Source organism: Hymenobacter jeollabukensis (assembly GCF_005771675.1).
Classification (GTDB): Bacteria; Bacteroidota; Bacteroidia; order Cytophagales; family Hymenobacteraceae; genus Solirubrum; species Solirubrum jeollabukense.
In genome coordinates this window covers 82,607-101,076 of sequence record NZ_VAJM01000002.1, presented here as the reverse complement: position 1 = coordinate 101,076, position 18,470 = coordinate 82,607, and the positions used below count along the sequence as shown (strand labels likewise).

Sequence of the window (18,470 nt, the reverse complement as noted above, 5' to 3'; positions counted from 1 at the left end):
CTAACTCCTATACATCATGCGCTACGCCACTACCGACCTGCACGGCTGCCTGCACTCCTTCCGCCACCTCGTCGAGGAGCGGCTACGGCTCACCCGCGCCGATACGCTCTACGTGCTCGGCGACTTCGTTAACAAGGGCCCCGACTCGCGCGGCGTGCTCGATTACCTGATGCGGCTGCAGGCCGACGGCTACCAGCTGCCCTGCGTGCTCGGCAACCACGACCTGGAGCTGCTCGAAGCCGCCCGCGGCCGGCGTCCCATGGCCGGCTGGGCCTCCCCCGCCGACCAGAACCTAACCCTGGGCAGCTTCGGTGTGGCGCACCCCCAGGACATTCCGGAGCCCTACCTGCGCTGGATCGAGGCGCTGCCCCTGTCGCTGGACCTCCCCGATTTCGTGCTCGTCCACGCCGGCTTCAACTTCCGCCTGCCGCCCGACGAGATGCGCCAAGATCAGCACTCCATGCTCAACATCAAGGATTTCGTGTTCGATGCCTCGCGGCTGCAGGGCAAGCGCCTGCTGCACGGCCACAACCCCAAGCCCGTAGCGCACCTGCGCGAGCAGGTGGAAAAGCGCAGCGGCGCCATCGACCTGGACACCGGCTGCGTGTACCGCCACAACCCCGAGCTGTGCCACTTGGCGGCCCTTAATCTGGATACCTGGGAGCTGACCCTGCAGGCCAACATCGAGCCCGGGTATCCTATCGCACGACGAGGTTGAAACGAGCCGGTAAGTTGGATTTGCTGGGTTTGAACAATGCTATTTTTTGATTTGTGAAAGATGTTAGTGCAATTGTTATTTCGTTTTTTATTGTAATAGTTATACAATAGCCTGGCCCCGTCAGTTAGGCGTGTTCCCAGCATTGGTAAATTTTACTCTGCGCGAGCCTGTGCTGCATAAATTGGCAAAACGATTGAAAAACAGCATATTTTACCCATTTTGATTGATGTGGATTAGAGCAACAAATCAATAATGTTAAAAAATATCATTCCCAATATAGGATTCAACGAACCGTCATCTATATTTGGTTAGTGACATTGGCTGTCGTATGGTTATGGCAGTGGAATAATGTTGCTTTTCCGGTATCTGCCTATGGTAGCTTAACTACTTCCCCCCTCGTTTTCTGGTGAATCCCGCTCCGGGCTGCGTGCATACCTCGCTCAGCCCGGCTACTTCCGGCGCCTTTTCGGCCGTCGGCAGCTACCCTTTTGCCCCGATTGAACCTAGCCTCCTGCCCTTCTGAGCCATGAAACAAACTTTACCCTCCCCTGATAACTCTGGCCGCGCCGCTGGCGTGACGCGCCAACAGGCCTCGTTGGCCATGTGGCTGCTGCTGCTCTCGGCGCTGGTGCTGCTGCTGGTGCAGCGCGCCCAGGCCCAGGCGCCGGTGGTCTACCGCGTCGGCAACGGCGGTACTTACGCTTCTATTACCCAGGCCCTGGCCGCAGTGCCCGTCACGCTGAATGCCCCTTACGAACTGCGGCTGACCAGCGGTAGCACCTTCGAGGAAAACGTGCTGATTGCCCGCGTGGGCAGCGCCGCCAACACGCTCACCATCAAACCCGAGGCCGGCGCCACCGGCGTCGTCATCAACGGCACGGTGACCTTCGGAGGCGGCACGCGCTACGTGACGCTGAGCGGCCACAACGGCAGCAGTGCCCGCCAGCTAACGGTGCAGCAGCCCGGCACGGCCCAGCCCACCGTGGCCCTCACCGCCGACGCGCGCAACATCACCGTCCGCGACGCCCGCCTGCTCGGTAATAATGCCTCGCTCGCGGGGGGAGTAGTCGAAATCGACGGGGGCAGCAGCCTCGGCAACGACGATAATACGCTGGTAGGCAACTACCTGGCCCAGGCGGGCAGCGGTCTGCTGCCCGCCAACCTGGTGTACGCGGCGGCCGGCAACGGCAGCGCGGCCAACGACCGGGTGGCCCTGCTCAGCAACGAGCTGGCCAACTACGCCCAGTGCGGGGTGAAAGTGAGCAGCGGCAACGGCGACGGGTGGATCATCCGCGACAACAGCTTCTACTACTCGCTGGCCACGGCGCCCACCACGGCCCAGACGGCCATCAGCTTCCTGGCCGGCGCGGGCTCCGACAACAACGCGGTGAGCGGCAACTACATCGGCGGCACCGGGCCGCAGGCGGGCGGGGCCGTGTGGGTGAATGCCGGCGCGCAGGACTTCAAGGGCGTGGTGGTGAGCTGCGGCTCGGGCACCGGCTCGGCGGCCAACGTGGTGGAAAACAACGTGGTGCGCAACATCAGCCTCTCGCAGCCCAGCACCCAGGCCTTCCAGGCCCTGCTGCTGGCCGGCGGCCGCAGCGAGCTGACGGCCAACGCCGTGGCGGCCGTGACCAACAACGGCACCGACGGCGTGAATTCGCTGGTGTCGCAGGCGCAGACGGTGCTCAACAGCTTCACGGTGGCGCCCGGGCAGGTGATGAGCATCCAGAGCGGGCAGACGGTGGTGACGGGCAACCTCACCATTCAGGGCACGCTCAACCACACCGGCGGCGACATCATCGTCAACGGCGACTTCACCAACTCCGGTGCCTTCGCCCAGACGCTGGGCAACCTGGAAGTGAAGGGCGACCTGAACAACACTGGCGTGTTCAGTTGCACCACCGGCGGCGTGCTGCTCACGGGCTCGGGCCCGCAGCTCGTGGGCGGCGGCCTGTACTACAACCTGGAAGTGCGCGGCGCGGGTGTGAAAACCCTCACCGACGACGTGACCCTGGCCAACAACCTGGTGATGAACGGCGGCGTCCTCGACACGGGCCCCAACAAAATCCGCCTCAACGCCGACGCCCTGCTTTCGGAAACGGCCGCCAGCTACGTGCTCGGCCGCGTGGAAGCCCGCCGCACGCCCCGCAGCGGGCAGGCCGAAATCTTCGGCAACGTGGGCCTGACGCTGACCCCCGCTACCGGCTCTTTGCTGCCGGGCCTGACCACCGTGGTGCGCACCACCGGCACGGCCGCCACCATCAACGGCACGCCCGCCCTCAAGCGCTACTTCGACATCGCGGCGGGCGTCAGCACCGGCCTGAACGTGGATATGCGCTTCGACTACCTCAGCAACGAGCTGAACGGACTGACGGCCACCGACCTGCGCTTCTTCAAATCGACGAACGGCGGCGGCACCTGGGAATACAAGGGCATCAGCAGCAGCGGCGCGGGCTTTGCCCAGCTCAGCGGCGTCGATGGCTTTTCGCGCTGGACACTGGGTGAGCAGAACGTGGTGCTGCCGGTGGGCCTGACGACCTTCCGCGCCCAGCGCCAGCAGCAGGCCGCCGTGCTGACGTGGAGCACCGCCACCGAGGAAAACAGCCGGGGCTTCGCGGTGGAAGTATCCACCGACGGGCACCATTTCCGGCAGCTGGCTTTCGTGGCCAGCCCCACGCCCAACGCCATCGTGGCCCGTGACTACCGCTACGTGGATACCGAAACCGGCAAGCAGGGGCTGCGCTACTACCGCCTGCGCCAGCAGGACCGCGACGGCCGCGAAACCTACTACGGCCCGCGCACCGTCAGCTTCGACAACCGCCCGACGCTGGCCGCCTTTCCCACCGCGTTTGATCAGACCTTCGACGTGGAGCTGCTGGCGCCCGGCTCCGGCAACGCCGTGCTCACCCTGACCGACGCCCTGGGCCGGGTGGTGTGGACGCAGCAGCAGGAGGTAATGGCTGGCCCGGCCCGCCTGCGCGTGGCCCCGCAGTGCCCCGCCGGCAACTACCTGCTCACCGCCTCCGTCGATGGGCAGCGCTACCAGCAGCGTGTGGTGCGGAAATAGAGTTGTTAGTTGCAAGTTGTCAGTTGCGAGTTGCTAGAACAGACTGGCAACTCGCAACTGGCAACCAGAATCTTGGTTGGTTGAAGGGAAACCCGTCCGGGGCATCTGCCGCTCCGGACGGGTTTATTGTTTGCAGCCGTTTCCCGGACTGCGGCGCAAGTGCGGCCGAGTGATTAGCGCAGCGCCCCGCTGCGCAGGGCTTCGCGGGCTTTGCCCTGGTGCGGATTGCCGGGGTCTTGGGCGGCTTGCGCCAAGGCGGCGCGGGCCTGGGGCAGCTTCTGCTGCTGCCAGTAGCTCAGGCCGAGGTAGTACTGCGCCCGGCCGGTCAGGGCCGAATTGGGCAGGCGGCTCACGCGCTGGAAGTAGCTTTCGGCCTGGTCGGGCTGCTCTTGGCGCAGCAGCATCAGGCCGTTGTAGTAGAGGAAAGTGTCCTGGCCCACGGCCGTGGCGGGCAGGCGGCGCAGCATGTGCAGGGCGGCGGGGTAGCTGCCCTGGCGGTAGAGCTGCATGCTTTGGGCCAGCAGGGGGCGGCCATCGGTTTGGGCTTCGGTCAGGCCGGGGTCGGGCGTGTCGTAATCCTGCCAGGCGCGGGCGTTGTTGTCGCGGTGGGGCCAGAACAGGACCACGGCCGTAATCAGCAGGGCCAGCACGCCCGCCCCGATCAGGCCGAGGCGCAGGCGCTGGCGCTGCTGGCGCTGGCGGATGCGCTGCTGGGCGGCCGTGCGCTGGGCCACGCGCCGGTCCAGGGAGTCGAGGCGCAGGCGCAGGTTTTCGCGGCCGGCGGCCCAACGCAGGTCGGCGGTGTACTGCTCGTAGGCCAGGCAAGCCTGCCGCAGCTCCCCGTCGACGAGCAGCTGGGCGTCGAAGTCATCCTGCGCGGCGGGGTCGAGCACCCCGTCGGAGCTGCGCTCTACGGCGGGCAGGTGGGCCAGCAATTCGGCCGAGCCGCCCGCCCCGGCGCGGTTCAGGGCCTCAAACAGCTTGCGCAGGGCTTCGGACTTCTGGCGGCGGGCCACGCCGGCGTTGGCGTAGCCGAGCTTGCCGGCCAGCGTCTCGAAGTTGGAGCCGCGGAAGTAGAACTGGTGGAGCACCAGCTGGCTGTCGGGCGGCAGCTGTAGCAGCGTGCGCAGCACCAGTTGCCGCCGGGCGGCCTCGGCGGTGGGCAGCGGCGTTTCCTCGGGCAGGGCCGTGTTGGTGGCTCGGGCGGTAAGCACCTGCCGCGCCGCGCCGTAGAGGTGGCCGCGCAGGTCGGCGGGCCAGCTGGTGAGGCGGCCGTCGTTGACTTCGTCGTAGAAGGAGAGCAGCCGCTCGCGCAGCACGGCGTGGGCCTGCTCGGCCGGGGTGCCGAACTGCCGCCGCGCCCAGCGGGCAAAAACGTCGCGCTGCTGCCCGTAGAAGTCGGTCAGGGGCGTGAGGGTGCCGGTGCGCAGGCGGGCCAGATTGGCCGAGAGAGGAGTGCTCACGGGAGGCGAAGGAAGGTCAAGGTAGGAGGAACGAAGTGCCCGAAACGGGGGCACGCGGCGGCGGGTCCGGCGTCATAACGGCTGAGGTAGGCTTTCGGTTAGCCAATAAGATACGACAGCGCGGGCAGTGGCCCGAATATCCGGGCTTTTTGGTGGGCAATGGGCGGGCGCGTCCGGCAATTGCTGCTACCGGCGGCTTCGTTCCTCATCGGCGGCTGCCTACCTTTGGCGCATGGAAACCACGACCCGTACCCTCGCCCCCGATACCGTTGTGTTTGACCTGATCCGCCAGGAGAAGGAACGGCAAACCCACGGCCTGGAACTCATTGCTTCGGAAAACTTTGTCTCGGAGCAGGTGATGCAGGCGCAGGGCTCCATCCTGACCAACAAATACGCCGAGGGCCTGCCCGGCAAGCGCTACTACGGCGGCTGCGAAATCGTCGACCAGATCGAGCAGCTGGCCATCGACCGGGTGAAGGAGCTGTTCGGGGTGGAGTGGGCCAACGTGCAGCCGCACTCGGGCGCCCAGGCCAACGCGGCCGTGATGCTGGGCATCCTCAAGCCCGCTGACAAGATTCTCGGCTTCGACCTGAGCCACGGCGGCCACCTCACGCACGGCTCGCCGGTGAACTTCTCCGGCAAGCTCTACCAGCCCTCGTTCTACGGCGTGGAGCCCGAAACCGGCCGCATCGACTGGCAAAAGGTGAAGGAAACCGCCCGCCGCGAGCAGCCCAAGCTTATCATCTGCGGCGCCTCGGCCTACTCCCGCGACTGGGACTACCAGGCCCTGCGCGAAGCCGCCGACGAGGTGGGCGCCCTGCTGCTGGCCGACATTTCGCACCCGGCCGGCCTCATCGCCAAGGGTTTGCTCAACAACCCGTTTGAGCACTGCCACATCGTGACGACGACCACCCACAAAACCCTGCGCGGCCCCCGCGGCGGCATGATTATGCTGGGCAAGGACTTCGAAAACCCGATGGGCCTGAAGACGCCGAAGGGCGAAATCCGGACGATGTCGTCGGTGCTCGACGGGGCGGTGTTCCCCGGCACCCAGGGCGGCCCGCTGGAGCACGTCATCGGCGCCAAGGCCGTGGCCTTCGGCGAGGCGCTGACCGACAATTACGCCGACTACACCCGCCAGATCATCCGGAACGCCCAAGCGCTGGCCAAGGGTTTCGTGGACCGCGGCTACCAGATCATTTCGGGCGGCACCGACAACCACCTGATGCTCATCGACCTCCGCTCGAAGGGCCTGACCGGCAAGCTGGCCGAAAACACGCTCATCAAGGCCGACATCACCATCAACAAGAACATGGTGCCCTTCGACGACAAGTCGCCGTTCGTCACCTCGGGCATGCGCATCGGCTCGGCCGCCGTGACGACCCGCGGCCTGAAGGAAGCCGACATGGACACGGTGGTGGACCTGATCGACCAGACCCTGATGAACCACGACAACGACTCGCGCATCGCGGAAGTCCGCCGTCAGGTCAACGCCCTGATGAGCGAGCGGCCGCTGTTCAACGCCTAGCGTTGAAACCAATGAGTGAATGAGTGAATGAGCGAATGAGTGAGGCCGATTTACGGTTAGTTCTCGTATCTGGCTTCCCAGGCTCATTTACTCCATCACTCATTCACTCATTCACCGATTCACCTTTGGAGTCTCCTACCCAAAAATTTCAGCAGAACCGTGCCGCGGCCGAAGGGGCTGAAATGTCCTTTATCGACCACCTGGAGGCGCTGCGCTGGCACATCATCCGGGCCGCCATTGCGGTGCTGGTGTTTGCCACCGGCGCCTTTCTGGCCAAGGACTTCCTGTTTCACGACCTGATTCTGGGCCCCTCGCGGCCCGATTTCTGGACCTACCAGATGTTCTGCCGCGTCGGGAAGATGATCAACGCGCCCGACCTGTGCATGACGGACGTGGGCTTCGTGATTCAGAACCGCGAGATGAGCGGGCAGCTGGCCATGCACCTAAGTACCTCGTTTACGGTGGGGCTGGTGCTGGGCTTTCCGTACCTGTTCTGGGAGCTGTGGCGCTTCATCAGCCCGGGCCTGTATCCGCACGAGCGGGCCAACTCCCGCGGGGCGGTGTTCTTCGTGTCCATCCTGTTCATCTGCGGGCTGCTGTTCGGCTACTACGTGGCCTCGCCGCTGAGCATCAACTTCCTGGCCGGCTACGTGGTCGACCCGACCATCGAAAACCAGATTGACCTGCAGAGCTACCTCTCCACGCTCACCACGATGACCCTGTCGTGCGCCTTCGTGTTCGAGCTGCCCATGATTGTGTTCTTCCTGGCCAAGGCCGGGCTGATTACCCACGAAATCATGCGCATGTACCGCAAGCACGCCATTGTGGTCATCCTCATCATCGCCGCCATCATCACCCCGCCCGATGTGTCGTCGCAGCTCATCGTGACGGTGCCCATCCTGGCGCTGTACGAGCTGAGTATCCACATTGCCCGCGTGGTGCGTCGCAAGGACGTGAGCCGGCTCAACCAGGAGCTGGCCGATAATCAGGGCATTGCCTGACGGTTAATGTGAAAATGTGGTTGAATGTGAAAAATGTGCTGATGTGCCAGAGTCGATAAAACGGCCAGGCACTTCAGCACATTTTCCTTTTGATCCATTCCGCACATTCCGCACATTCCATCCCATTCAACCACATTGAACCAATGAAACCTCTCGCCATCGGCTCCGACCACGCCGGGTTTGCTTACAAGGAACTGCTCAAGCCTTGGCTCACAGAACAGGGCTACGACGTGAAGGACTTCGGCACCTACTCCGCCGAATCGGCTGATTACCCGGACTTCGCCCACCCGCTGGCCGCGGCCGTGGCCAAGGGCGAGTTCGAGCAAGGCATTCTGATTTGCGGCTCGGCCAACGGGGTGTGCATCACCGCCAACAAGCACCAGGGCGTGCGCGCCGCCATTGCCTGGCTGCCCGAGCTGGCCCAGCTAGCCCGCCAGCACAACAACGCCAACATCCTCTGCCTGCCCGCCCGCTACGTGAGCGAAGACGCCGCCAAGCAGATTGCCCACGACTTCCTGAATACCGCCTTCGAAGGCGGCCGCCACCAGACCCGCGTCGGCAAGATTGACGCTTGCTAGGTGGTGAGATAGTGAGGTGGTGAAAGGGTGAGTTGACGTTCTGCTTACGCAAGCTGCGCGGCTCTGACCTCATTAAATCATGCGCAAACGGCCCCGGCAACCACAGTTGCCGGGGCCGTTTGCGCATTGGGAAATATCAGAACGTCAAACTCACCAGTTCACTATTTCACCACCTCACCACTGAGCCGAAACACCCGGGGCGTGCCGGTGCGCTCGTAGCGGCCGAAGATGTGGGGCAGCTTGTAGCGCAGCTCGGGCAGCAGGCCGGTTTCGTCGATGACGTAAGTGGGCGGATTCGGCAGGTTTTCGGCCAGGCGCACCACGGCGGTGTACTCGTTGAGGTGGCGGAAGTCGCGGCGGGCCAGGGCCCAGTCCACGTAGGGCGTGCCGGCGTAGTTGTCGACGTAGATGCGGCGGTTGAGGCCCAGCACCAGCACCTGCTGCCCGCGCAGCACCGCGTAGCGCGGGTCGGGTTTGGCGGCGTAGTCGGCTTCCTTGGGTAGGTGTACTACTGCCTGCAGCGGCAGCACCGCGCGGTAGCGCACCGCCACCACCGCCCCGATGACGGCCAGCAGCAGCACCTCGGCAATCCAGATCCGGCGCGTGCGCTGCCACAGGAACAGGCAGAAGTACGCGGCCGGCGCCAGCAGCCCCGCCAGCAGCCCCGGCGCCAGCCCCCGCAGCGCCGCCCCGATAACCAGCGCCACGGCCAGCCACACCAGCATCAGCTGCTGAAACTTCACCTGAAACACCAGGCCCAGCGAGGAGGTAAACATGCGCAGCAAGGCCAGCGCAATGACCGCGCCCGGCACCAGCAGCAAGCTCAGCTGCAGGCGGGCGGGCAGGGCATCGGCGGCGGCGGCCCAGTTGAGCATGGGCTCCAGGTGCAGCTGCCGGAACTGCGGCAGCGCGTCGGTGTAGAGGAAGAACGTGGCCACGGCCGCGTAGGGGAAGGCAAAGCCGCAGAGCAGCAATAGGAAGCTGCGGAAGGTGTTGGCCGCGAAGCTGATAACGGCAAACAAGCCCAGCAGCAGCAGCCAGGCCAGCGGCAGGAAGCTCAGCGCCGCCAGCCCCAGCAGAAACCCCGCCCGGAACAGGCGGCTGCTGTCGTAGCCTTCCCGCGTGGTAGGTAGCAGGGCGCTGAGGGCAAATACGGCAAACGTCTGCCCAATGAGCAGCGGGGAAAGCGTATCCAGCTCGGCCGACACGCTGGCCAGCAGCACATAGGTCAGGGCCGCGAGGTAGCCGCGCTCGGGGTGCACGTTGTAGCGGTTCAGCACCTGGTTCAGCCGCACGGCCTGGGCCAGCACCAGCACCAGGGCCAGAAGTCGGTACAGAAACCAGGAGCGCGGCAAAGCCAGGTCGAGCAGGGCGTAGATGGCCGCGGCCAGCGGGGCGGTGTGGTCGTACACGTCGCGGTAGAGCAGGGCGCCGGCGTGCAGCTTCTCGCCCACCACCCAGCCGCGCAGCTCGGCCAGGCTCAATGGCACCTCGCCCAGCCACAGCAGCGGCAGGCGCAGGCCCAGCGCCAGCAGAATCAGCAGCACCAGGCGGGTGGGGAGCGTACTTCGGAAAAACTCGAGCAACGCAGTTTGGAAGTTAGAGAGTTTAGGAGTGGGTGAGCTGAGAATTCTGCCGTTCCGGCAACGACGCCCGCCGGCTCGCCCCTCCGTCCGCCAAAGGTAACGCCACCACCGCGCCGCGCCCGCATGAACGTCTTGGCGGCTGACTAGGCCCGGCTCCCGCGTGACGCCGGGCGTTGGCCCCGGCTCGTCACCGAATGGCTGCCCCCGTCGAAACTCGATAACTCCCAAACTCCTTAACTCTTAAACTCCTTTTACCTTTGCACATTCTATGGATAGCAAACGACAGCAGAAATTCGCCAGCCTGCTCACTAAAGAGCTGGCCGAGGTGTTCCGGCGCGACCTGCCGCACCTTTTTGCCGGCACCCTGCCGCCGAGCATCACCGCCCTGCGCGTGAGCCCCGACCTGGGCGTGGCCAGCGTGTACCTGAGCGTATTGCTGGCCCAGAACCCGCAGGAGCAGGTGCAGCTGATTCAGGACCACACCAAGGACATCCGCTTCGCCCTGGCCAAGCGCGTGCGCAACCAGATGCGCGTGGTGCCCGACCTGCGCTTCTTCCTCGACAACTCGGCCGCCTACGCCACGCACATGGACAAGGTCATCACGGACCTGAACATCCCGCCCGCGCCGCCCGAAGACGACGACCAGCCCCCGCGCCCGCGCCTGTTTGCCGACGAAGACTAAGCGGCGAAATGGTGAGATGGTGAGTGCCGTTCTGGCTGCGCAGTCTGCGCGGTACCGGCCTTCCGAACATCAAACTCACCATTTCACCATTTCACTATCTCACCATTTCCTCCCCTTGCACTACGACCCGATCAAACGCTCCCTGGGCAACGTGTTCAACCGCACGCCCTGGCTGCGCCGGCTGTTTTATAACCTGCTCGACCTGCTGCTGCTCCGCACCTGGCACGTACACCGCGAATTGCGCCAGTGGGCCCAGGGCCGCCGCGACCAGCCCCAAAACATCCTCGACGCCGGCGCCGGCTACGGCCAGTACACCTATTGGCTGTCGGGCCTGAGCGAGAAGTGGCAGATCCTGGCCGTCGACGTGAAGGACGAGCAGGTGGCCGACTCGAACAACTTCTTCCGCCAGATCGGGCGGCGCAACGTGCAGTTCGCGGTGCAGGACCTGGTGCTCTACCAGCAGCCCAACTCGTTTGACCTCGCCCTGAGCATCGACGTGATGGAGCACATCCTGGAAGACGTGGAGGTGATGACCAACCTGCACGCCTCGCTCAAGGATGGTGGCATGCTCATCATCAGCACGCCTTCGGACCAGGGCGGCTCCGACGTGCACGGCGCCGACGATGCCAGCTTCATCGAGGAGCACGTGCGCGACGGCTACAACATCGACGAAATTCAGCAGAAGCTGCGCACCGCCGGCTTCGACCGCATCGAGGCCAAGTACTCGTACGGCCTGCCCGGGCAGATTTCCTGGCGCCTCTCCATGAAGTGGCCCATCCTGATGCTGGGCATGTCGAAGGCGTTTTTCATCCTGCTGCCCTTCTACTACCTCGTCACCTTCCCTATCTGCTTGGTCTTAAACTGGCTCGACAGCACCTCACGCCACGATTCGGGCACGGGCCTGATTGTGAAAGCATGGAAATAAGAACCCGGCCGGTAGTTCCTCGTAAGCTACCGGCCGGATACTTGTAATCCGCTGCCCGCGTTGCGGGCCTGCCTCTGCCGCATGAACGTCCCTTTCCTGATAGCCTGGCGCTACTTCCGCTCGAAGAAAAAGCGCAACATCATCAGCATCATCTCCAACATCTCGATGATCGGGGTGGCCGTGGGTACTATGGCGCTGATCATCGTGCTGTCGGTGTTCAACGGCCTCGAAGACCTCGTCCGCTCGCTCTACGGCAAATCGGACCCCGACCTGAAAATCACCGCCGTGCAGGGCAAAAGCTTCCCGGTCGACGCCTTCCTCGTGAACCGCCTGCGCACCGTGCCCGGCGTGCAGCTCGTCACCGAGGTCATCGAGGACAACGCCCTGCTGCGCTACCACGAGCGGCAGATGGTGGTGAAGGTGAAGGGCGTTTCGGAGAATTACTACAAACAAAGCGAAATCGACTCAGCCATCGTCGACGGCACCCACCAGCTGCGCCGCAACGGCGAGGACTTTGCCCTGATCGGGGCCGGCGTGCAGCACGAGCTGAGCATTGCGCTCGAAAACCGCTTTGCGCCCCTGCAGCTGCTCTACCCGCGCAACACGCCGGGCAAAAAGACGCTGAGCTTCAACCCCGAAACGGCCTTCAACCAAGAGCCCATCCTCGCCGGCGGCGTCTTCGCCATCGAGCAGCACGTCGACGACAGCTACATCTTCGTGCCGCTGGACTTTGCCCAGCGCCTGCTGCGCTACGGCAACCGCCGCACCGCCCTGGAAGTGAAAGTGGGCCCGAAACGGGCCTTGGAAGACGTGAAAGCCGAGCTGAAGCAGGTGCTCGGCTCCGGCTACGCCGTGCTCGACTCCGACGAGCAGCACGTGTCACTGCTCAAGGCCATCAAGGTGGAGAAGATGTTCGTGTTCATCACCTTCGCCTTCATCCTGCTCATTGCCTCGCTCAACATCTTCTTCTCGCTCTCGATGCTGGTCATCGACAAGCGCAAGGACGTGGCCGTGCTCATGGCCATGGGCGCCACGCCCAACATCATCCGGCGCGTGTTCCTGATGGAAGGCGCCATCGTGGCCCAGGTGGGCGCGGTGGTGGGCCTCTCACTGGGCGTGAGCATCTGCTGGCTGCAGCAGCGCTTCGGGCTGGTGTCGATGGGCATGGCCACCAGCGTGGTCGATTCCTACCCGGTGAAAATGCAGGCCTCCGACGTGCTATGGGTGGGCGTGGCCATCGTGTTCATTACCATTGCCGTATCCATCCGGCCCGCGCTGAACGCGCCGCAAATCGACCTGCGCGAGAATCTTTAGGCCGGGCGCCCAGGCAATTTCGGGCGGCCAAAACGCAACCTTTGGGGCTTTTTTCAGGTAAGTGGCCGGGGTGACCTGTCTTTTACCCGGTGATAATCAATTGCTTATGAGATTAATATAATTATTGTTAGAATTTATTTTACTTTTTCCGAAAAAGTCAGGATTTTAGCATTTGTTCCTACATTCGACGTTGCTTTGTTGCTGCTGCCATGAAGGTTTCTACCGCACAGCCTTTTCAAATAGTTTACTCGCTGCTCGCGCACGAGTATCTGGGCTACCTGTTTGAGTCTTACGTCGTTCAGCTCAGCCCTAAGGGCCAGCTGACGCTGCAGCACCAGAATGTGTCGGCCATGAACGCGGCGGAATTCGCCGACGGCCTCGACGCGCGCGACTTCGAGCTGATTGCCCTGACCGACCAGATTCAGCAGGACGCGGTTATAAAGGAATTCTGGGCCAAGAAAACGACCCCGGCCGATTTCTTCCTCAAGCAGTACGACCAGGAGAAGGGCGATAAAGCGCTGCAGGAGCGCATCAGCCAGTACGTGCAGAATCGCATGGGCCAGATTCTGGAGCGGCTGCAGGGCAAGCTGGTGTTTATCATGGGCAAGGACGGCGAACCGACCTGGAAGGAAATTCAGGTGGCACCCGAGCCGGCCTCGGTGCTCTTCCACTTCCGTCGCAACCCCGAGAATACCCATTACTTCCCCACCATTCAGTACCGCGGGCAGCGCCTCGATTTTCAGCAGCGCGACGCGGTGATGGTGTGCTGCCAGCCCGCCTGGATGCTGCTCGACGGGGTGCTCCACAACTTCCGCAACGAGGTGGACGGCAAAAAGCTAAGCCCCTTTCTGACGAAGAAGTTTATCATCATTCCGCGGCAGGTGGAGGACAGCTACTACCAGCGCTTCGTGGCCCCGCTGGTGGAGTCGTTCGACGTGCACGCCCGCGGCTTCGACATCCGCTCGGAGCGCTACCAGGCCAAGCCCCACCTCATTTTCTCCGACGTGCCCGCCGGTATCGGCTACGAGGCCCCGGAGGACAACCGCCGCAGCACCATCACCGACGCCAGCGGGGAGCAGATTCATTTCGACGTGGCTTTCCAGTACGGCAACCACATCGTGCGCAACCACGACAAACGCGTGAGCGTGCAGCTGGAAAAGACCTCGGATTCCTACGTGTTCCACCGCCTGATTCGGGACCTGGAAAACGAGCAGGTGTTCATCCGGGAGCTACAGGACCGGGCGCTGGAAGTGCGCAACGGCCGCGCCGTGCTCGAAAAAGCCACCGCCTTCAAGTGGCTGCACTCGCACGCCGAGGAGCTGGCCCGGCTGGGCTTCACGGTGCAGCAGGGCTCCTCGTCGGGCAAGGACTACTTTATCGGCACGGTCACCGTCAACGTCGGCATCACCGAAAACAACGACTGGTTTGACATTCACGGCACGGTGCGCTTCGGGGAGTTTGAAATTCCCTTCGTGAAGCTGCGGCCCTACATTCTGCAGAAGCGCCACGAGTTTAAGCTCCCCAACGGGCAGATTGCCATCATCCCGGAGGAGTGGTTTACGCAGTACTTGGAGCTGTTCGCCTTTTCGGAGGAGCACCACCACTCGCTCACGCTCAAGAAGCACCACGTCGCGCTGGTGTCGGATCTGGAAAACGGCAACCTGGCCACGGTGACCATGTCCAGAAAGCTGGAGCGGCTGCGCGGCTTCGAGGTGGTGGAGGACAAACCACTGCCGGCGGGTTTCCGCGGCACGCTGCGGCCCTACCAGCAGGCCGGCTACAACTGGCTGCATTTCGTGCAGGACTACCACTTCGGCGGCTGCCTGGCCGACGACATGGGCCTGGGCAAAACCATTCAGACGCTGGCCATGCTGATGCAGCGGGTGGAAAGCGGCGCGGCCGGCGGCGCGGCGTCCTTGCTGGTGATGCCCACCTCGCTGGTGTACAACTGGCTGAGCGAGGCGCAGAAGTTCACCCCGAACCTGCGCATCCTGACCTATACCGGCACCTACCGCGACAAGAACGTGGAGCAGTTTGCCGACTACGACCTGATCCTGACCTCGTACGGCATCGTGCGACTCGACGCGGAGCTGCTGCGCGCCTACAAGTTCGATTACGTGATTCTGGACGAGTCGCAGGCCATCAAGAACCCCTCGTCGACGACCTCGCAGGCGGTGCGGCATCTGCACTCGCGCCACCGCCTGATCCTGACGGGCACGCCGGTGGAAAACAGCACCATGGACCTCTGGTCGCAGATGTCGTTTATCAACCCCGGGCTGCTGGGCTCCCAGGCCTTCTTCCGCAAGGAGTTTCTCAAGCCCATCGAGAAGGAGAAGGACGAGGTGAAGACCAAGCGCCTGCACGCGCTCATCAAGCCCTTCATCCTGCGCCGGCACAAGGCCCAGGTGGCCACCGAGCTGCCGGAGAAGATTGAGAACCTGAGCTACTGCCGCATGACCGAGGAGCAGCAGAGCTGCTACGAGGAAACCAAGAGCTACTACCGCAACAAGATTCTGCAGAGCATTGAGGAGCACGGCACGGCCAGCACCCAGTTTATGCTGCTGCAGGGCCTGACCAAGCTGCGCCAGATTGCCAACCACCCCCGCATGGCCGACGCGGAGTATGAGCACGAGTCGGGCAAGCTGCGCGAAGTGGTGCGCATGATTCGCAACGTGGTGTCGGAGGGGCACAAGGTGCTGGTTTTTAGTCAGTTCGTGAAGCATCTGGAAATCGTGCGGCACGCCCTCGACGAAAAGCAGATCGAGTACGCTTACCTCGACGGCAACACCCGCGACCGGCAGAAGGAGGTGGCCCGCTTCCAGGAAACGGAGGACCTGCGCGTGTTCCTGATCAGCCTGAAAGCCGGCGGCGTGGGCCTGAACCTGACGGCGGCCGACTACGTGTTCATCCTCGACCCGTGGTGGAACCCGGCCGTGGAAGCCCAGGCCGTGGACCGCGCCCACCGCATCGGGCAGGAGCGCACGGTGTTTACCTACAAGTTCATCACTAAGGGCACGGTGGAGGAGAAGATTCTGGCCCTGCAGAACCGCAAGATTCAGCTGGTGTCGGATTTGATAACCACCGACGAGGCCATTATCAAGACCCTGACCAAGGAGGATATTGAGGAGCTGTTGGGGTAGAATGCGGCCGGCGTCGTAACTAGCAGGCCTATCAACTACTCTTTTCCCTATGGGCTTATTCAGCAAATCCGAACCCACCAACGTGGCCATTAACGGGCAGCGCCTGCAGTGCCAGGTGTGTCGCCACGAGGCGTTCTGGGGCCGCGACGTGCAGCTGCACACGGCCGTGGCCACCTTCTTCGACCTGGAATGGACCAACCCCTCGGCGCGCTGCTACGTGTGCGCCAACTGCGGCTACATCCACTGGTTTTTGCCGCAGTAGCGGGGCATTAATTCGTAAGGGCTTCGACACCGATTGTCGGCAGAAACCAAGCCCGCAAACCTGGCCGCAACAGCAGACCGGCGCAGCGCGCAAGCATGGCCGGTTTTCTGTTACGGCTGCCGTTGCGCCATGAATTCCGCGCTCAGCTCCGCTACCCGCGCCACATCTTCGCGGGTATGCAGGGCCGATAGCACCACGCGGGTAATCGGCGGGTCGTTCGGGGTGGGATAATTCAGGCTGGAAATCAGCACGCCGCGCTGCTCCATGAACGGCGCCAGTGCGGCATCCGTAGCGTAGAACACCGGGAAGCCGGGCGCCGACTGAAACAGCCCCAGCCCGGTCGTGGCGGCCTGAAACTGCTGCACGTTGGCCATCAGCTGCGCCCGCGCCTCGCGGTACAGCGGCTGGGCCTGCACGAAGGCGTACAGGTAGGCCGGCACCACTGGCGAAGAGGCGCCGAAAAACGCGCTGCGCCGCAGCTCCTCGATGAAGCGTTGATCGGCCAGCACCACGCCGCCGGGCACGCCGCAGGCCTTGGCCAGGGAGCTGACGACAACCAGCCGCACGCTCGGCGCCACCTCGATTTCGCTCCGGATGCCCGCGCCGTCGGGGCCGATGACGCCCAGGCCGTGCGAGTCGTCGATGAGCAGGGTGACGGGGCGGTCGGTAGGCAGCGCGTGGGTCCACTGAAAGTCGTAGCGCTGCACCCGCAATGGGTCCAGGGAATTGGTGACGATGACGACGGGCTCGGGCGTTTCGTGCTGCAGGCGGCGCAGCAGGTGCCGGGCCCAGTCGTCGAAGGAGCGGGTGGTGCCTACGGGGGCGGGGTGCTCGGTGAGCCAGGCGGCCGGGTGGGTACCGGGGACGTACTCGAAGCGGCCGGCGCGGGCCAGGGCCTTCACCGCCATCTGCCCCGCCAGGTAACCCGACGACACCGTGAGGGCCGCCGGCAGGCCCACCCAGGCGGCCAGGAAGGCTTCGGCATCGTCGTAGACGCGCAGCTGCAGCGGGCCGTGGCGCGAGGCACCGTAGTTGGTGCCGTAGCGGCTCAGCCCCTCGGCCAGCAGGGCGGCAAAGGCCGGGTTGCGGGCCGTGCCGAGGTAGCCGGTACCGCTGCAGAACAGGTACTGGCGGCCATCGGGTGCCAGCAGGGTGCGGCCGGGCAGGTGGTCGACGGGGAGCATAGGCAGAGCAATTGGCTTCAACATACGCGCTTTTACGCCACCGAACCCAACTTCCGCCCCGGATTCGCAGTTAGCCCCCTGTATGCACCTCCTGCTCCGCACCGCCGTTGCCCAGTCGCCCGCCGAGGTGTGGGCCGGCTTCACCCGCCAGCTCTTCCTCGACCTGGCCCCGCCTCTGCCCCAGATGCGTCTGCTGCGCTTCGACGGCTGCCAGCGCGGTGACGTGGTGGAAATTGAGCTGCACCTGGGCCCGCTCGGCTTCGGGCGCTGGACCTCGCTCATCACCGAGCACGGCGAGCTGCCCGGCGGCGGACGCTATTTCGTGGACGAGGGCCAACAGCTGCCCGGCCCGCTGCGCTTCTGGCGGCACCGCCACCTGCTCGAAGCCCGCCCCGGCGGTGGCTGCGTCATCGTGGAAGACCTGGAGTATCGCACCGCCTCGCCCCTGCTCGACGGGCTGCTGCGGCCCGCGGTGTGGGCGCAGTTTGCCTGGCGGCGGCCCATTTACCGGCGGTATTTCGGCGCGGGTCGGTAAGGGCCTACAGCGGCAGCACCATGCGGATGTCGGCGCGCTGATATTCCGAGGCGGGCAGCGGGGCCTCCTCGAAGCCCAGCTTGCGGTACAGGCTCAGGGCCGGGGCCAGCTTGCGGTTGGAGAGCAGTTCGATTTCCCGGGCTCCTATTTCGCGGGCTTTGGCAATGGCGGCCTGCCCCAGCAGCCAGCCAATGCCCAGACCCTGCGCGGCGGGCGTCACGGCCATCTTGGCCAGCTCGTACACGCCCTCGTGCTCCTTGATGAGGGCGCAGGTACCAACTATGGCACCCGCGTGCCGGGCCATGAAGATGTGGCCGCCGGGGCGCAGAATGTAGCCCTCGGGGTCGTCGAGCATACGGCGGTCCAGGTCTTCGAGCACGAAGTAGCGCGTAATCCACGCCACGTTCAGGTCGCGGAAGGCGGCTTGGTGAGTGGATTCGTAGGGCAGGATTTCGACGGTGGGGGCAGCGGGCGTATGCATCGG

The 18,470-nt window shown here is 64.2% G+C and carries 15 protein-coding genes; 11 read left to right on the top strand and 4 right to left on the bottom strand.

What is annotated here, in order from left to right; all coding sequences use genetic code 11:
• Positions 1-16: 16 nt before the first annotated feature.
• Positions 17-718 (top strand): metallophosphoesterase, encoded by a 702-nt coding sequence (locus FDY95_RS04485; protein WP_138075542.1) that lies wholly within the window; start codon positions 17-19, stop codon positions 716-718.
• A gap of 526 nt (positions 719-1,244) precedes the next feature.
• Positions 1,245-3,788 (top strand): hypothetical protein, encoded by a 2,544-nt coding sequence (locus FDY95_RS04480; RefSeq protein WP_138075541.1) that lies wholly within the window; start codon positions 1,245-1,247, stop codon positions 3,786-3,788.
• Positions 3,789-3,961: 173 nt separating this feature from the next.
• On the opposite strand, the gene FDY95_RS04475 is transcribed toward FDY95_RS04480, so the two are convergent.
• Entirely contained in the window at positions 3,962-5,251 is a 1,290-nt protein-coding gene (locus tag FDY95_RS04475; RefSeq protein WP_138075540.1) for a tetratricopeptide repeat protein, read from the bottom strand.
• A gap of 232 nt (positions 5,252-5,483) precedes the next feature.
• On the opposite strand from FDY95_RS04475, the gene FDY95_RS04470 reads away from it, so the two are divergent.
• The 3 genes from FDY95_RS04470 to rpiB all read left to right on the top strand — a co-directional run bounded on the left by FDY95_RS04470 (position 5,484) and on the right by rpiB (position 8,358).
• Positions 5,484-6,779 (top strand): serine hydroxymethyltransferase, encoded by a 1,296-nt coding sequence (locus FDY95_RS04470; RefSeq protein ID WP_138075539.1) that lies wholly within the window; start codon positions 5,484-5,486, stop codon positions 6,777-6,779.
• A gap of 125 nt (positions 6,780-6,904) precedes the next feature.
• Positions 6,905-7,780, top strand: coding sequence for a twin-arginine translocase subunit TatC (gene tatC, locus FDY95_RS04465; protein WP_246073924.1), 876 nt, complete (start codon positions 6,905-6,907; stop codon positions 7,778-7,780).
• 143 nt (positions 7,781-7,923) lie between these two features.
• Positions 7,924-8,358: a ribose 5-phosphate isomerase B gene (gene rpiB / locus FDY95_RS04460; RefSeq protein ID WP_171025530.1), complete on the top strand. Its 435-nt coding sequence runs from the start codon at positions 7,924-7,926 to the stop codon at positions 8,356-8,358.
• A gap of 161 nt (positions 8,359-8,519) precedes the next feature.
• Here rpiB and FDY95_RS26210 read toward each other — a convergent pair whose 3' ends face one another.
• On the bottom strand, positions 8,520-9,944 hold the full coding sequence (locus tag FDY95_RS26210; protein ID WP_171025529.1) for a hypothetical protein: 1,425 nt from the start codon (positions 9,942-9,944) through the stop codon (positions 8,520-8,522).
• Positions 9,945-10,212: 268 nt separating this feature from the next.
• Here FDY95_RS26210 and FDY95_RS04450 point away from each other — a divergent pair, with 268 nt between their 5' ends.
• The 5 genes from FDY95_RS04450 to FDY95_RS04430 all read left to right on the top strand — a co-directional run bounded on the left by FDY95_RS04450 (position 10,213) and on the right by FDY95_RS04430 (position 16,267).
• Complete coding sequence (locus FDY95_RS04450; RefSeq protein ID WP_138075538.1) at positions 10,213-10,626, top strand: ribosome-binding factor A; 414 nt, start codon at positions 10,213-10,215, stop codon at positions 10,624-10,626.
• A 115-nt stretch (positions 10,627-10,741) separates the two neighbouring features.
• Entirely contained in the window at positions 10,742-11,551 is an 810-nt protein-coding gene (locus FDY95_RS04445) for a class I SAM-dependent methyltransferase (protein WP_138075537.1), read from the top strand.
• Positions 11,552-11,632: 81 nt separating this feature from the next.
• Positions 11,633-12,865 carry an ABC transporter permease gene (locus FDY95_RS04440; protein ID WP_138075536.1) on the top strand — a complete coding sequence of 411 codons (1,233 nt, stop codon included), beginning with the start codon at positions 11,633-11,635 and terminating at the stop codon, positions 12,863-12,865.
• Positions 12,866-13,074: 209 nt separating this feature from the next.
• Positions 13,075-16,005: a DEAD/DEAH box helicase gene (locus tag FDY95_RS04435; RefSeq protein WP_138075535.1), complete on the top strand. Its 2,931-nt coding sequence runs from the start codon at positions 13,075-13,077 to the stop codon at positions 16,003-16,005.
• Positions 16,006-16,054: 49 nt separating this feature from the next.
• On the top strand, positions 16,055-16,267 hold the full coding sequence (locus FDY95_RS04430) for a hypothetical protein (RefSeq protein ID WP_138075534.1): 213 nt from the start codon (positions 16,055-16,057) through the stop codon (positions 16,265-16,267).
• 110 nt (positions 16,268-16,377) lie between these two features.
• Here FDY95_RS04430 and FDY95_RS04425 read toward each other — a convergent pair whose 3' ends face one another.
• A complete protein-coding gene (locus FDY95_RS04425) occupies positions 16,378-17,451 on the bottom strand; it encodes an aminotransferase class I/II-fold pyridoxal phosphate-dependent enzyme (RefSeq protein ID WP_138075533.1) in 1,074 nt (357 codons plus the stop codon).
• 82 nt (positions 17,452-17,533) lie between these two features.
• On the opposite strand from FDY95_RS04425, the gene FDY95_RS04420 reads away from it, so the two are divergent.
• Positions 17,534-17,986 carry an SRPBCC family protein gene (locus FDY95_RS04420; RefSeq protein ID WP_138075532.1) on the top strand — a complete coding sequence of 151 codons (453 nt, stop codon included), beginning with the start codon at positions 17,534-17,536 and terminating at the stop codon, positions 17,984-17,986.
• A 4-nt stretch (positions 17,987-17,990) separates the two neighbouring features.
• Here the strand turns inward: FDY95_RS04420 and FDY95_RS04415 are convergent, their stop codons facing one another.
• Positions 17,991-18,467, bottom strand: a complete 477-nt coding sequence (locus FDY95_RS04415) for a GNAT family N-acetyltransferase (protein WP_138075531.1) — start codon at positions 18,465-18,467, stop codon at positions 17,991-17,993.
• Positions 18,468-18,470: the final 3 nt, after the last annotated feature.